The 14,115-nt window shown below is 64.1% G+C and carries 12 protein-coding genes; 7 read left to right on the top strand and 5 right to left on the bottom strand.

Annotation, left to right across the window (positions count from 1 at the left end; genetic code table 11):
- The first annotated feature begins 151 nt into the window (after positions 1 to 151).
- A complete protein-coding gene (locus tag J5M73_RS06355; protein ID WP_102865077.1) occupies positions 152 to 532 on the top strand; it encodes a RidA family protein in 381 nt (126 codons plus the stop codon).
- Positions 533 to 656: 124 nt separating this feature from the next.
- Entirely contained in the window at positions 657 to 2,660 is a 2,004-nt protein-coding gene (locus tag J5M73_RS06350; RefSeq protein WP_207167894.1) for a U32 family peptidase, read from the top strand.
- Between the two features lie 19 nt (positions 2,661 to 2,679).
- On the opposite strand, the gene J5M73_RS06345 is transcribed toward J5M73_RS06350, so the two are convergent.
- Entirely contained in the window at positions 2,680 to 3,561 is an 882-nt protein-coding gene (locus J5M73_RS06345; protein WP_207167893.1) for a LysR family transcriptional regulator, read from the bottom strand.
- Between the two features lie 180 nt (positions 3,562 to 3,741).
- On the opposite strand from J5M73_RS06345, the gene J5M73_RS06340 reads away from it, so the two are divergent.
- From J5M73_RS06340 to J5M73_RS06330, 3 genes are all read left to right on the top strand, one after another.
- Positions 3,742 to 4,806, top strand: coding sequence for an SDR family oxidoreductase (locus tag J5M73_RS06340; protein ID WP_102865248.1), 1,065 nt, complete (start codon positions 3,742 to 3,744; stop codon positions 4,804 to 4,806).
- Positions 4,807 to 4,823: 17 nt separating this feature from the next.
- Complete coding sequence (locus J5M73_RS06335; RefSeq protein ID WP_207815205.1) at positions 4,824 to 5,360, top strand: histidine phosphatase family protein; 537 nt, start codon at positions 4,824 to 4,826, stop codon at positions 5,358 to 5,360.
- A gap of 176 nt (positions 5,361 to 5,536) precedes the next feature.
- Complete coding sequence (locus J5M73_RS06330) at positions 5,537 to 6,244, top strand: peptidoglycan DD-metalloendopeptidase family protein (RefSeq protein WP_102879395.1); 708 nt, start codon at positions 5,537 to 5,539, stop codon at positions 6,242 to 6,244.
- A 91-nt stretch (positions 6,245 to 6,335) separates the two neighbouring features.
- On the opposite strand, the gene J5M73_RS06325 is transcribed toward J5M73_RS06330, so the two are convergent.
- Together J5M73_RS06325 and J5M73_RS06320 are read right to left on the bottom strand one after the other, a co-directional pair.
- Positions 6,336 to 8,615 (bottom strand): P-loop NTPase fold protein, encoded by a 2,280-nt coding sequence (locus tag J5M73_RS06325; protein ID WP_115580008.1) that lies wholly within the window; start codon positions 8,613 to 8,615, stop codon positions 6,336 to 6,338.
- A 12-nt stretch (positions 8,616 to 8,627) separates the two neighbouring features.
- Positions 8,628 to 10,034, bottom strand: coding sequence for a hypothetical protein (locus tag J5M73_RS06320; protein WP_207815131.1), 1,407 nt, complete (start codon positions 10,032 to 10,034; stop codon positions 8,628 to 8,630).
- A gap of 177 nt (positions 10,035 to 10,211) precedes the next feature.
- Between J5M73_RS06320 and fnr the strand changes: the two genes are divergently transcribed.
- The gene (gene fnr / locus J5M73_RS06315) at positions 10,212 to 10,964 is read left to right on the top strand and encodes a fumarate/nitrate reduction transcriptional regulator Fnr (RefSeq protein ID WP_060843532.1); all 753 of its coding nucleotides are present in this window, start codon (positions 10,212 to 10,214) and stop codon (positions 10,962 to 10,964) included.
- Here the strand turns inward: fnr and J5M73_RS06310 are convergent.
- The gene (locus J5M73_RS06310) at positions 10,961 to 12,334 is read right to left on the bottom strand and encodes an MBL fold metallo-hydrolase (RefSeq protein WP_102865083.1); all 1,374 of its coding nucleotides are present in this window, start codon (positions 12,332 to 12,334) and stop codon (positions 10,961 to 10,963) included. The two genes, fnr and J5M73_RS06310, sit on opposite strands and share 4 nt — an antisense overlap.
- Positions 12,335 to 12,380: 46 nt before the next feature.
- Positions 12,381 to 13,292 (bottom strand): universal stress protein, encoded by a 912-nt coding sequence (locus J5M73_RS06305; RefSeq protein ID WP_102865084.1) that lies wholly within the window; start codon positions 13,290 to 13,292, stop codon positions 12,381 to 12,383.
- Positions 13,293 to 13,548: 256 nt separating this feature from the next.
- Between J5M73_RS06305 and J5M73_RS06300 the strand changes: the two genes are divergently transcribed.
- Positions 13,549 to 14,112: a GNAT family N-acetyltransferase gene (locus J5M73_RS06300; protein ID WP_102865085.1), complete on the top strand. Its 564-nt coding sequence runs from the start codon at positions 13,549 to 13,551 to the stop codon at positions 14,110 to 14,112.
- Positions 14,113 to 14,115 lie beyond the last annotated feature (3 nt).

The raw sequence follows: 14,115 nt of genomic DNA, 5'->3' as shown, positions 1-14,115 counted from the left end.
AACGGGTCCGCGATTTGCACAGGCGCCTGAGCCTGCAAGCGTGACCTGGACGATGCATGGGAGGAGGACCGGAAAAAGCCCCTCACAACTTGAACTTCAATCGGCACCCACTCATCCTTGCGAACCGTTTTCCCTCGAACAAGAGACCCCCATGGCCAACCCAGACCTCATCTTCACCCCCGACCCGGACGCGGACTCCATCTCCTCCGACGTCGCCGCGTTCAACGGCATCCTGGTTTCCACCCAGATCCCGACCCGTGCCGACGGCAGCCTGGAACTGGGGGACATCACCCTGCAGAGCGAATGCACCCTGCAGGCGCTGAAAGTGGCCCTGGAACGGGCCGGCAGTTCCATGGATCGGGTCATGCACTTGACCATCTACCTCACCGACATGGCCGACCGCGCCGCGTTCAACGAGGTCTACCAGCGTTTCTTCGCCAAGCCCTGGCCGGTGCGCGCCGCCGTTGGCGTGGCCGCTCTGGCGGTGGAAGGCATGCGCGTGGAAGTCACCGCCATGGCCGCCAAGGCCTGACGCAACGGCTGTAACCGGCGGCTGCGCGCAACGCGTGGCCGCCACCGGGCAGCATACGGATGCCGGGCACGCGTTTCGCCGCTACAATGCGCGCCTTGACCCTGATAAGCCTGACTAAAAAAACATGTCCTTGCCCAAACATCACCTGGAACTGCTCAGCCCTGCCCGCGATGTGGCCATCGCCCGCGAAGCCATCCTGCATGGCGCCGACGCGGTGTACATCGGTGGCCCGAGCTTCGGCGCCCGTCACAACGCCAGCAACGAGGTGGGCGAGATCGCCCAGTTGGTGGAGTTCGCCCGCCGCTATCACGCCCGGGTGTTCACCACCCTCAACACCATCCTCCACGACAACGAACTGGAGCCGGCACGCCAGCTGATCCATCAGTTGTACGACGCCGGTGTCGATGCGTTGATCGTCCAGGATCTGGGGGTGATGGAGCTGGATATTCCGCCCATCGAGCTGCATGCCAGCACCCAGACCGATATCCGCACCCTGGAGCGGGCCCGGTTCCTCGACCAGGCCGGTTTCTCCCAACTGGTGCTGGCCCGTGAACTGAACCTGAAAGAAATCAGCGCCATCGCCGCCGAAACCGACGCGGCCATCGAGTTCTTCATTCACGGCGCCTTGTGCGTGGCCTTTTCCGGCCAGTGCAATATCTCCCACGCCCAGACCGGTCGCAGCGCCAACCGCGGCGACTGCTCCCAGGCCTGTCGCCTGCCCTACACCCTCAAAGACGAGCACGGCGGCGTGATCGCCTACGAGAAGCACCTGCTGTCGATGAAGGACAACAACCAGAGCGCCAACATCCGCGCCCTGGTGGAAGCCGGCGTGCGCTCGTTCAAGATCGAGGGGCGCTACAAGGACATGGCCTATGTGAAGAACATCACGGCCTACTACCGCCAGCGCCTGGACGACGTCCTCGAAGACCGTCCGGACCTGGCCCGCGCCTCCAGCGGCCGCACCGCGCACTTCTTCGTCCCCGATCCGGACAAGACCTTCCACCGTGGCAGCACCGACTACTTCGTCAGCGAGCGCAAGATCGACATCGGCGCCTTCGACTCGCCGACCTTTACCGGCCTGCCAGTGGGCAGCGTGGAAAAAGTCGGCAAGCGCGACCTGCAAGTGGTGACCTTCGAGCCGCTGTCCAACGGCGACGGCCTCAACCTGCTGGTCAAGCGCGAGGTGGTGGGTTTTCGCGCCAACATCGCTGAAGCCCGCGGCGAGTTCGAAGAAGACGGTGAGAAACGTTACCGCTATCGGGTCGAGCCCAACGAGATGCCCGAAGCCCTGCAGCGCCTGCGGCCCAACCATCCGCTGAGCCGCAACCTCGATCACAACTGGCAACAGGCCCTGACCCGTACCTCCGCCGAGCGGCGCATTGGCCTGTCCTGGCTGGCCACCCTGCGGGAAGAACGCCTGCAACTGACCGCCACCAGCGAAGAAGGCATCAGCGCCAGCGTCGCCCTGGACGGTCCGTTCGGCGTGGCCAACAAACCGGAGCAGGCCCTCGGCCAACTGCAGGACCTGCTGGGGCAACTGGGCACCACCCTCTACCACGCCACGAACATCAAGCTGGATGCGCCCCAGGCGTACTTCATCCCCAATTCCCAGCTCAAGGCCCTGCGCCGGGAAGTCATCGAAGCGCTGGACACGGCCCGCGTCGCGGCTCATCCACGGGGCGCGCGCAAGGCCGAGAGCAACCCGCCGCCGGTGTACCCGGAGTCGCACCTGTCGTTCCTGGCCAACGTCTACAACCAGAAGGCCCGGGACTTCTACCACCGTCACGGCGTGCAACTGATCGACGCCGCGTTCGAGGCCCACGAAGAGCACGGCGACGTGCCGGTGATGATCACCAAGCACTGCCTGCGCTTCTCCTTCAACCTGTGCCCCAAGCAGGCCAAGGGCGTGACCGGGGTGCGCACCAAGGTGGCGCCGATGCAACTGGTGCACGGTGACGAAGTGCTGACCCTGAAGTTCGATTGCAAGCCCTGCGAGATGCACGTGGTGGGCAAGATCAAGGGCCACATCCTCGACCTGCCGCTGCCCGGCAGCGCCGCCGCCGAAGCCGTCGTCGGCCACATCAGCCCCGAAGACCTGCTCAAGACCATCCCCCGCGCACCGCATTGAGTGCCGGGCCGGCGCAATCCTAAGCGGTTGCGCCGGTTGCAGCAGCCGACAGCCGCTCACCCAGCACCTGCTCCAGCACCGCGAAAAACTGCTTGATGTGCGGCTGCTTCAAGGCTTGCGGCCGGGTCACCAGGTAGACCTCCAGCGGCGCAAATGTCATGGGCGCAAACACCTCCAGCAGATCCCCGGCCAAAATCCGCGGCATCACCGCAACCCCCATCCCCTGACGCACCGCCTCGACCTGCGCACTGAACGAGTTGACCCGGATCTGCTTGCCGTCAAGGCCTGCGGCCTTGGCCGTGCGCATCGGCGGCAAGTTGTCCAGGGGCGGCAGCAGGCCGATGGTGGGGGCGGTGGCCGGGGTGATGCCCGGGCAGCGGCGCAGCAGCTCCGGGCTGGCGAACACCCCGTATTCAAGCTTGCCCAGGGCTCGATAGATCAGCGACGGCTCTCCCAGGTGCGCGGTTCGCACGGCGATATCCGTCACACCGCGAGCCAGCTTGTGAAACTCGGCACTGACCTGCAATTCCACCGCGCATCCAAGGTGGGCCGATGTCAGGCGCCGGGCCGCCTCGAGCACACTGGAGGCAAACCCCTCCCCGGCGCTGACCAGGATGCTGCCCTGCAGTTCGCTCGGTCGCGGCGGGTTGCCCAGGGCCCGCTGTCGCCTGAGCCCGGCCTCCGCCGCCAGGGCCACGTCCACCAGCGCCTGGCCCCGAGGGGTCAACCAGCAGCCTTCGACGCCCCGCTCCAGCAACGGCTCGCCCAGGGCCGCCTCCAGCTGGCTCAAGCGCCGGGACACCGTCGACGGCGCCACCTGCAGCAACTGCCCGGCCTGTAGCAAGCTGCCCCGTCGCCAGACCGCCAGCAACAGGCGCAGATCATCCCAATTGGCTTCCAAAGTGCTACTCCCTGCCGTCAGCTGTGCAAATTCGCAAAGCCATTATGCAGGACTCGCCATTTTTCCAGGGTCTCGTCCAAGGTATATCTAGCGCCCTCGCCTCCCCATGGAACGGATTGAATGAGCAACGCCCCCGAACACCCTGTACCCACAGACACCGATAGCGGCTATTGCCCTGAAATGCACTGCACCTTTGTCACCGGTGCCACCGGCCTGCTGGGCAACAACCTGGTACGCGAGCTGCTGGCCCGAGGCTGCAAGGTCAAGGCCCTGGTGCGCTCCAGGGCCAAGGGCGAACAGCAGTTCGGCCCCCTGCACGGCCTGGAACTGGTGGTCGGCGACCTGGCCGATGTCGACGGGTTCGCCGCCGCGTTGCAGGGCTGCGACACGCTGTTTCATGCCGCGGCGTTCTTTCGCGACAATTACAAGGGCGGCAGCCACTGGGAGCAGTTGCACAAGATCAACGTCCTGGGCACGCAGCACTTGCTGGAGCGGGCCTACGGCGCCGGCATCCGCCGCGTCGTGCAGACCTCGTCGATTGCCGTGCTCAACGGCGCGCCCGGCAGCCTGATCGATGAAACCTGCCTGCGCGACCCGGCAGGCGCGGACCACTACTACCGCAGCAAGATCCTCGCCGATCGCGTCCTGCTGGCCTTTCTCGACAGCCATCCACAGATGCAGGGGTGCATGGTCCTGCCCGGCTGGATGTGGGGCCCTGGCGATATCGGGCCGACCTCCGCCGGGCAATTGCTCATGGACGTGGTGCGCGGCCGCCTGCCGGGACTGGTTCCCGGCAGCTTCTCCCTGGTCGACGCCCGGGATGTGGCCCTGGCGCAGATTGCCGCTGCCCGCTACGGACGCCGCGGCCAACGCTACCTGGCGGCGGGCCGGCACATGACCATGGCCCAGTTGGTGCCCATCATCGGGCGTATCGCCGGGGTCGCCACGCCGACACGCCCGCTGCCGGTGCCCTTGCTCTATACCCTGGCCGCCGTGCAGGAGGTCTATGCGCGCCTGACCGGCAAGCCGGTGTTGCTGAGCCTGGCGACCGTGCGCCTGATGCTTCGGGAAGCGGACCGCAGCCACTTCGACCCCCGCAAGAGCGAACAGGAACTCGAGCTGAGTTTTCGCTCCCTGGAACGCACCATTGGCGATACCCTGGCCTGGTACCGGGATCACGGCTGGATCGCCCAGGCTGCCCCCGCCTCCTCAAGCAGCACCAACAAGGACGTAGAAAGCCGTTGAACAACACCATCATTCTCATGCGTCACGGTCAGCCCCAAGGTATCGCCACCCGGAAAGTTTCCGCCCTCGACATGCAGGGCTGGATACAGGACTACGAACGTTCCGACATCGGCGGGCAACCGGCCCCGCCCTCCAGCCTGCAACTGGCCGCCAGCGCCGGGGTGGTTGTCTCCAGCAACGCTCCGCGGGCCCTGGCGTCCGTCCAGGCGCTCAGGAGGGAGCCAACCCTGGTGGACCCGGTGTTCGGCGAGGCGCAACTGCCCTACGCACGCTGGAGACGACCACGCCTGTCGCCCTTTACCTGGGCCGCGATCCTGAGAATCCTCTGGGTGTGTGGTTACTCAAGGCAGGTCGAATCGGCCGCTGCGGCCCGCCAGCGCGCCGCTGTCGCCGCCCGTCGATTGCAGTCCCTGACCGGGCAAGAGCCGGTGCTGTTGCTCGGCCATGGCTGGATGAACCGCCTGATCGGCAAGCAGTTGGCCGCGACCGGCTGGAAACGCCAGCACAGCGACGGCAGTCGCTACTGGAGTGCGGCAGTCTATCGACGGCAATAGCCCGCCCGGGGCGGCCCGGGAAATCCGCCACGCCCTGAGTCCTGATGGAATTTAACGGCACCGAACACTGTCTATTGCGCGCCGGTTGTCCGGCAAACGGGTATAGTTGCCGGCTTGCCCGGCGCGCTACAGGCAGCTTGGGCTACAGGACTTGGTCAGGACTTAATGGTTGCCGCGTGTTGGTAAGACTTCTATTGATTGCACTGCTGCTGGCGGTATCGGCCTGCAGCTCCAATTCCTCCAGCCCTGGCGGCACTGGGCCGCTCAAGGCCGGTGAATACCGGGTCAAGCGTGGCGACACGCTGTATTCGATCGCCAGCCGCAATGGCACCAACTGGAAGGAAGTGGCGCGGCTCAACGGCCTCAAGGCGCCCTACACCGTGGAAGTCGGCCAGGTACTGCGAGTTGGCGGCGCGACCAGGACCACCCGCGTAGTCAGCAGCAAGTCGCGCAGCACCGCCAGCAAGAGCAAGGTCAAGGCCGCACCGCCCGCCCCGCCCATGCCCAAGGTCACCCTGCAAGGCTGGAGCTGGCCGCTGCGCGGGGTGCTGATCGGCCGTTTCTCCCCCACCGGCAAGCTCAACCAAGGCATCCGCATCGCCACCACCCAGGGCCAGCCCATCCACGCGACCCTGGGCGGCAAAGTGGCGTTCGCCGGTTACATGCGCGGCTACGGCAACCTGATGATCCTCCAGCACGGCCCCTCCTACACCAGCACCTACGCCTACAACAGCCGCTTGGTGGTCAAGGAAGGCCAGATGGTGATCAAGGGCCAGAAGATTGCCGAGGCCGGGTCCCAGGACACCGACCGCGCCCAGTTGTACTTCGAGATCCGCGCCAATGGCGTACCGGTGGACCCGTTGCGGTTGCTGCCGCCGGGGTGAGTGCACCAAGCCCCCTGCGCCCAGGGCCAAGGCACGTCAACGAAACCCGGGGCAATGGCCTCTCGCGCTATTGAGCGGAGGCCGCGCGGAGTCAAATGCCTCGCAGTTCGTGCTCGATGGCATAGGGATCGCCCTCCCACCAGGTGGGAGTCTCCAGTAATTCCGGGATCGCCACCTGCCGTTCAAGCTGCGACTTTAGCGTCTTCAGATGCACCCGCATCTGTAGGGTCGGCTCCAGCTGGCAGAGGGCCTGCCAAGCCAACCGGATATAGTCCAGATAGGGCTTGGCCTGCTCTGCACTAGTGGAGGCAGACTCCCAGCGAGTAATAAACGCATCCAGATAGGACAGGGCATTCTTCGCCAGTACTTCCCTGCTGACCAGGTCCTGGGGGTTCTCGATCAGTTGCTTCAAGGCAGCACATCCCAGCTCTTTGCATGCCTGCGTATACAGGGGGGAGCGCTCTTCTGTCAGTACCCACTTGAGCCGCGCATCATCCAGGATCAGTGCATTCATGACGCCATTGGGTATGGCGAACAGATGGATGGCACGGCGTATCAAACGAGGCGCGAGTACCTCTTGTAACACCGTCACATAGTGCTCGCGCGCACGAGAGAATTCCCAAGAAGGGACACTCAGGGTGCCATGAAAAGGTTCGGCATCCAGATACAGGCGCTGCGGATCGTCACACTGAGCGGCAATGATCGCCGCCAGTCGCAGCTCGCGCTCACGGAGCGCCCTTTCAGATGCGCTAGCGTCTTTGGCAACGCTTCCATAAAAGCTCCTGATAAAGCCAATGCACACTTCATGGTCGCCGCGCGCCGTGGACACGGCCCCTTCAATCTCGGTCGAGTAACAGAACTCGATCAATCTCAGGAGCTCTGCGGCGCTGCGCATCGCTCGTTCGAACGCCTCCCGTGAGTAGAGGGACGCGGTTCTGCCCAACTGCTCGCCATACTGGAAATTCGCCATGTTGAGCATCGCGCTGGCCACGGCAACCTCACCTTCATCGCTACGACTGGCCGCCTCACGAATGAAGTCGTTGAGGGTCTGGGCACTCGGGTATTCCCCCCAGGATTTCACCAACCGGGAAAACTCGGGAATGGTGAACTCCACCTCGCGGACCGCCAGGCTCATCTCATAGTGAATGTTTGCCAAAGACAGTTTGCTTCTGGCACGGCCCAGCTCTTCGATCAGCTTCCACAGGCGCTTGTTATTGACTTCGTCCTTGGGACATTGCGCGGCGTTGAGCGCTGCCTGCTTGTGCTGCTCCAGTTTGGCGTTATTGGCATTGCCGAACATGCTGGCACTGAAGGCCGAGTGGAAACCCAGCAGGTGCTCTTCAACCACCTGGGCCACCTTGGGTTCGGTCTCACGCAAGAGGGTTTGCAGGATGATTCCGCGCCAGTCCAGTTGCCCATCGGCATGTCGATCAGCTGCCGCGCCAAACACCGACAAGCTGCGGCAGATGCGTTTGGCCTGGCGCGGATTGGTGGGAAACCACTCGGCGGTCTGCGCGATGGCCGTGTCCGGCAGGAATGGGCAGCAGTATTTCAGGTTCCTGGCGACCATTCGCTGCACCTGCTTCGGGCTTGGCTCGGGCAGGGTCACCGGTACATCGATGATCTTGTCCAGAAAGTGCAGGGCCGACTCGCCGAAGGCTTCGGAATAGGAGCGAAGTGCCTTGCCCACCACGTCCTTGTCGAAGGCCAGGACAAAGACGAATCCCGGCCAGTCCAGGAGCTCGCGCAGCGTCAACAGGGTCGTCGGGAGCATCCGGGGATCGGCACGGTCGAGGTCGTCGACAAAAACAATGATGCGTCTATCGCCCAGTTGCTTGCGCAGGGCATCCAGGTCGCTTTTTTCCAGCTGCAGTATTTCGCTCAGTTTCTCGAAGACCAGCCCTGCCGCGCCGGCGGCCAAGGTTACGATTTCGCTGTAGCTGGCCGACTCGGGCAGTTTGAGGTCAGCGGTTTTATTGGCGGCTTTTTCCAGGATCTCGGCGATCTTTTTCGACTGACGCTTGGTCCAGTGCTTGAAGGGTTCGCCAACACCTGAACGTTGCAGTGTATCCGCCAGCGCCAGATAGAACTGGACGATGAACTCCTGCTCCCCGGTGGTGCGCCACGCGGGAAGCCGCACTACGATGTCGTCCTTCTCCTCGGCTATGAGCTGCAGAAAATTCAGCACGCTGGTCTTGCCGCTGCCCCACTGACCATAGAGGCCGATCCGCGCCGACCAGCCCAAGGGCGTCGCGGTGATCATGCGATAGACCAGCTTGGCCACCGGCCAGCGGTCCAGAAGGTCGTCGTCGCGTCGGGTCAGCGCCGCGTCGTGCCCGCCCGGGGCGGAAAAAGCCTGTGTGGCTGACATCTGCTTACGTCCTTACTGCTGCGGCTTGATCAGCTCGATGGAAATCATTTTGTGCATGCCACTGAGGGGCACCAGACGCTTGACGTCCATCTGGTAGAAACCGGCCACCGGACTGATGGACGCCGGCATGGCCGGGGTGCAACCGGTCAGGCTGTAGAGGTTCATGTAGTCGGCATTGGGGTCGCCCACGGTGCCCTGGCGCATGGACAGGCTGCAACGCAGGCTGCCCTTGAGCCCCGGGCCACCGTCACCCTGGACTTCCAGGCGCAACGGGCAGACACCCATGCGCCGCCCACCCATCCAGGGGTCCTGGGCCTGCGGGCATTCCTGGTCGCCAACGGTGGCCATGACCTGACCCACCAACTGGCGCAGGTCCTTGTTCTGGTCGGGCCAGACTTCGCCGTTGTCGACCATGCGGTCCTTGATGAACAGGGTGTAGCGCACCGGGAAGCCGACCTTGTTGCTGAGCATGAACGCACCCTGGGAATAGGCCAGCTTGTCGCCGGCCATACAACCGGCGCGATCGGTGACGGAGAACTCGGTGGTGTTGAGGTTCTTGATGTCGGTGCCGCCGTTGAATCTGATCAGGCACTGGGCTTGCCGGCCATCGCGGCAGTTGTTTTCCACCAGGCGCAACCCCTTGCCGACCACAGCGCTGTCGTCGATGACAAAACCGTTGAAGTTGGTCATGTCGCTGGGCAGCACGCGGTTGACCCGCAAGTCGACGAGAAAATCGCCGTTCTGTGCCAGCGAGGGCTCCAGGTTCATCGAGAAGCGTGCATTGCATTGCTGCTTCAGGGTCACCTTGAAGTTCTGCGCATCCGGTAGGCCACCGATCATGCCGCCCGCACCGATCGGCAGGCCGAGTACGCTGCCTAGGGTGGTCAGAATGCCCGAGATCATGGCCTTGGTCTTGGCATAGGCCTCCAGCTCGTCGTTGGTCATATCGCTGACTTGGGCTTGGCTGAAGTTGTTCGACTGGTTCCAGTTGAAGCTGGTGGTGGAGCGGATGGTGCCGCTGAGCCGGGCCTCGTCACAGGCCCCACGTTCCTGGCAGAACTTGAGGTTGAACCCCCAGTCCTTGCTGAAGATATCGAGGATGTTGAACATCGGCTTGCTCAAGGCCATCACCAGCATGCCCTGCTGGCGCGCGCCGATCACCACGGGACCGGACTCCATGCCCTTGGCGGTGGCGTATTTGGGCACGCTTACCGGGTATTTGCGCTCGAAATCCGAAGAATCGACGTGGAACGGCGGCTCGAACGTGATGGGATAGTCGCCTTCGTTCTCGATCACCAGGGTGATGAAATCAGGCTCCGCTGCCTGAGTCTCAGGGCTGAGAACGGCCAGCGGCAGGCCGAGCAGGCAGCTGGTCAATACGGCGGTTTGGCAGCGGGTCCAGAATCCGGTTGGGCGCATCGTCAATCCTTGAACGAGGGTGGGGGACGCTCACTTTAATGACTTTATGGCCCATTGCCACTTCTTCGTTCATGACCTCCGATTGACATCAAGCAGCACCGATCGCATCGGTCTACAGTTAATCGTCAGGCTTGCCCTCCTCCCTTGCCGAGCCGGCTCAACCGTCGAGAGCCCCCCATGCCGCCATTCGAAGCACGCCCGATTCAGGTACAGCACCTCAAGACCGCCTGCTCAAGTTGCAGCGTGCAGGAGTTGTGCCTGCCCATCGGCCTCAGCCACCAGGAAGTGGAGTGCCTGGACACCTTGATCCTGCAACGGTTGAAGGTGAAGAAAGGCCATGCGCTGTATCACGCCGGCGACCCCTTGCATTCGCTGTACGCCGTGCGCCTGGGGTTCTTCAAGACCTGCGTGCTGTCGGTGGATGGCCGCGAGCAGGTCACCGGGTTCCAGATGGCCGGCGAGATTCTCGGGCTGGATGCCATCAGCACCAACCAGCATGCCTGCAGCGCCTTTGCTTTGGAGGACTGCGAGGTCTGCCCGATTCCCTTTGCCCAGCTGGAGCACTTGTCCCAGGCCCTGCCTTCGCTGCAGCACAACCTGAACAAGATCCTCAGCCGGGAGATCGTGCGTGATCACGGCATGTTGCTGCTGATGGGCAACATGAACTCCGACGAGCGCCTGGCGGCATTCCTGCTCAATCTGTCCCAGCGCCTGAGCCTGCGGGGCTATTCGTCGCGGGCCTTTATCCTGCGCATGCGCCGCGAGGAAATCGGCTCCTACCTGGGGCTGCGCCTGGAAACCGTTTGTCGGGGCATAGCCCATCTGCGGGACCAGGGCCTGGTGACCATCAACGGCAAGCAGGTGGAGATCCTCGATCTGGAGGGCCTGAAGCAGCGGGTCGCGGGTTGCCAGAACGCGGCCAGGGACTAGGTCGCCGGGCCAGGCTGCAACTCCACGCTGTCCCGGTATTCCGGCACCGACACCGACCAGCCCAGTTCCAGGCTGATGCGCCGACGCAAGGTGTCGGCGGCGTTGGCCTCGCCGTGGACCACATACGTGTGTTTCGGCGGGCGCTTGAAGCCTCGCAGCCATTGCATGATCTCGTCGGCATCGGCATGGGCCGAGAGGTTCTGCATGGCCGTGACTTCGGCGCGGATCGGCACCTCCCGGCCATGAATGCGCACCGACTCGGCGCCGGCGATGATCTGCGCGCCGCGGGTGCCGCCGGCCTGAAACCCGGGAAACAGCAGGCTGTTGGCCGGATCAGGCGCCAGCACCTTGAGGTGGTAGAGCACCCGGCCACCGGTGGCCATGCCACTGGCGGCAATGATCACCGCCGGGCTCTTGAGCTGGTCCAGGGCCATGGACTCCTGGGTGCTGCGCACGATGTGCGCCACATGGCACATGCCTTCGCACTCCTCCCGGGACAGTCGATGGTCGCTGCGAAAGCGCTGGTACAGATGGGTGGTGTCGGTGGCCATAGGGCTGTTGAGGTAGATCGGCAGGTCGGGGATCGCCTGGCGCTGGCGCAGGCGATACAGGTGGTACATCAGCAGCTGCGCGCGCCCCACGGCAAAGGACGGCACCAGGGTGATGCCGCCACGCTCGGCGGTGCGGTTGATGACATCGGCCAGTTGCTGCTCGGGGTCGTCCCGGGGATGCAGGCGGTCGCCGTAGGTCGACTCCACCAGCAGATAATCGGCTTGCTCGATGCTTTCGGGGGCGAACATCAGCGGGTCCTGCATGCGGCCCAGGTCACCGGAAAACACCAGGCTCATGCCCGCAGCGTCGACCTGGACCGTGGCGGCGCCGAGAATGTGCCCGGCGCCGCGCAACTGGATGTGCAGCCCCGGCAGCACTTCCACCCGGTGGTGCAATTGCAGCGGATGCAGGAGTTTCAGGGCCTGCTCGGCATCGCGCTCGGTGTACAGCGGCAATGCCGGAGAGTGCTTGGAGAAGCCATGGCGGTTGGCATAGGCCGCCTCCTCTTCCTGCAGGCGCGCACTGTCGCGCAGCAGAATCCTGGCCAGCTCGCAGGTGGCCGCCGTGGCATACACCGGCCCGCGATAGCCATTGCGCACCAGCAGCGGCAGGTAGCCGCTGTGATCCAGGTGAGCATGGGTCAGCACGATGGCGTCCAGCTCGCGCAGCGGCAGGCCGAAGGCTTCCCAGTTGTGCTGGCGCAGCTGCTTGTAGCCCTGGAACAGCCCGCAGTCCACCAGCACATGCCGGTCCTCATGCTGCAACAGGTATTTGCTGCCGGTGACGGTGCCGGCGGCACCGAGAAAGCTCAGGCGCATCTCCATCTCCTTCGTGTCGGGCGAGGTTGCGGGGCATGGCCGCACCTCACTCCTGGGGCTCCACCAGCATCAGGCTGCAGGGTGTGTGATACAGCAGTTGCTCGGCGCTGGAGCCGATGAAGCGTTGCAAGCCCCGGCGATGTGCGCGCCCGAGGACCATCAGGTCGAAATCGTTGTCGGCGGCAAAGCGTGCGATGACCTGATGCGGCACACCCTCCAGGCGATAGCAGTGCTCAGGGGCAATGGCGTAGCGCTCGGCCAGGGTCTCGAACGCTTCCTGCTGCGCATCATTCACCGCATCGCGCAAGCTGATGTTGGTGTCAGGACTGTAGATCGGCAGGCCGGTGGCGTTCTCAGTGGCCCAATCCACCACATTCAGCAAGTGCACCCGGGCACCGCAGTGTTTGGCCAGGGTCGCGCACATCTCGAGAATGCGTTGGTTCAGGCCCTGGGTCAGGTATTCCAGATGGGACAGGTCCAGGGCGGCCAATACCTTCAACGGCAAGGGGTGCCGACAGTCCGTCACCAGGTGCAACGGCTGGCGCAGCTCGCGCAGCAGCAACCAGTCCAGGGGCTTGTAGAAAATCCGCCGCAGGGCCGGTACTGGCTGGGCGTCCTTGATCACCAGGTCCGGGTGGTAGTCGGTCACATAATCGAGGATGTCCTGCAGCCGGGCCTTGGCCCACAACACTTCGGTGGTCACCCGCAGGCCATTGGCCCGTTCGAAGCGAGCCTGTTGCTCCAGCCACTGCCGATGCACCTGCAGGTAGCCTTCCCGGGCCTGGGCCATGGCCTGGTGATCGAACAGCCCGGCGACCTCCAGCACTTCGATGAAGTCGAAGGCGACGATGTGCAGGCTGGCGCCCATGGCCCGGGCCAGGGCACTGGCCCGGTCGAAAGCCGGCGTGCGGGACAGCGCCGTGGGGGCGATCAACAACACGCGTTGCAGTGTGGACATGGGCACCTCCCGGGCGGCGCACTGGGCAGCGGCACGGGAATCCCGAGCCGATGCGCCGATGATGCGCGCCGCTCGGGCCGCCGATTTGACAAAAGTCACAAAGCCTCGGGTTAAGCCCGCGCCGGCAGTCAATATCCGCGGCGGTGGGCCGCATCTGATCCAGATCAGATCCTGCCCCGGGCAACAGGGGTAAAGGATAGTCAGCACGCGGCCGCGGGTCGCGGGCCCACCTTCATCGTCCCCAGAGGATCGCCCCATGTTCAGCATCAAGGAACACAACGATCAGGCCGCCGCTGCCTACGGCACCGTGACCGGCCTGCACTGGATCGAGGCGCTTAACGACGGCCGCCACGTGCTGATACGGCCCTTGGCCGAGAAAGACCGCGAGCGCGAGTACAACTTCATCAAGCGCCTGTCCCCGCAATCGCGACACATGCGCTTTCTGGCGCAGATCAAGGAGCCCGACGCCGCCATGCTCGAGCAGTTGATGGATGTCGACGGCAAGCAGCGTCTGGCCTACATCGCCCTGGTGCATGAACAGGGCCAGTTGATCGAGATCGGTGTCAGCCGCTATGCCGCCACGTCCCACGATGAATGCGAATGCGCCGTCACCGTGGCCGATCAATGGCAGCATCTGGGTCTGGGGTCATTGCTGATGACCCATCTGATCCGCGCCGCCCGCCAGCATGGGTTTGTGCAGATGTATTCGGTGGACAGCGTGAACAACCAGGCCATGCGCGAGCTGGCCGCGCACCTGGGTTTCACCACCCACACCGACCCTGACGACGCCCATCAGGTGGTGCATCGTTTGCTCCTGTGACCG

This window comes from Pseudomonas sp. 50_B, from assembly GCF_017491625.1.
GTDB classification, from domain to species: domain Bacteria; phylum Pseudomonadota; class Gammaproteobacteria; order Pseudomonadales; family Pseudomonadaceae; genus Aquipseudomonas; species Aquipseudomonas danubii.
This window is presented reverse-complemented; position numbering and strand designations above follow the sequence as displayed.

Coding starts and splice junctions, on each gene's coding strand:
- J5M73_RS06340 (WP_102865248.1), top strand. CDS start 3,742: ATGCACTGCACCTTTGTCACCGGTGCCACCGGCCTGCTGGGCAACAAC.
- J5M73_RS06335 (WP_207815205.1), top strand. CDS start 4,824: ATGCGTCACGGTCAGCCCCAAGGTATCGCCACCCGGAAAGTTTCCGCC.
- J5M73_RS06350 (WP_207167894.1), top strand. CDS start 657: ATGTCCTTGCCCAAACATCACCTGGAACTGCTCAGCCCTGCCCGCGAT.
- J5M73_RS06305 (WP_102865084.1), bottom strand. CDS start 13,292: ATGTCCACACTGCAACGCGTGTTGTTGATCGCCCCCACGGCGCTGTCC.
- J5M73_RS06310 (WP_102865083.1), bottom strand. CDS start 12,334: ATGCGCCTGAGCTTTCTCGGTGCCGCCGGCACCGTCACCGGCAGCAAA.
- J5M73_RS06355 (WP_102865077.1), top strand. CDS start 152: ATGGCCAACCCAGACCTCATCTTCACCCCCGACCCGGACGCGGACTCC.
- J5M73_RS06300 (WP_102865085.1), top strand. CDS start 13,549: ATGTTCAGCATCAAGGAACACAACGATCAGGCCGCCGCTGCCTACGGC.
- fnr (WP_060843532.1), top strand. CDS start 10,212: ATGCCGCCATTCGAAGCACGCCCGATTCAGGTACAGCACCTCAAGACC.
- J5M73_RS06320 (WP_207815131.1), bottom strand. CDS start 10,034: ATGCGCCCAACCGGATTCTGGACCCGCTGCCAAACCGCCGTATTGACC.
- J5M73_RS06325 (WP_115580008.1), bottom strand. CDS start 8,615: ATGTCAGCCACACAGGCTTTTTCCGCCCCGGGCGGGCACGACGCGGCG.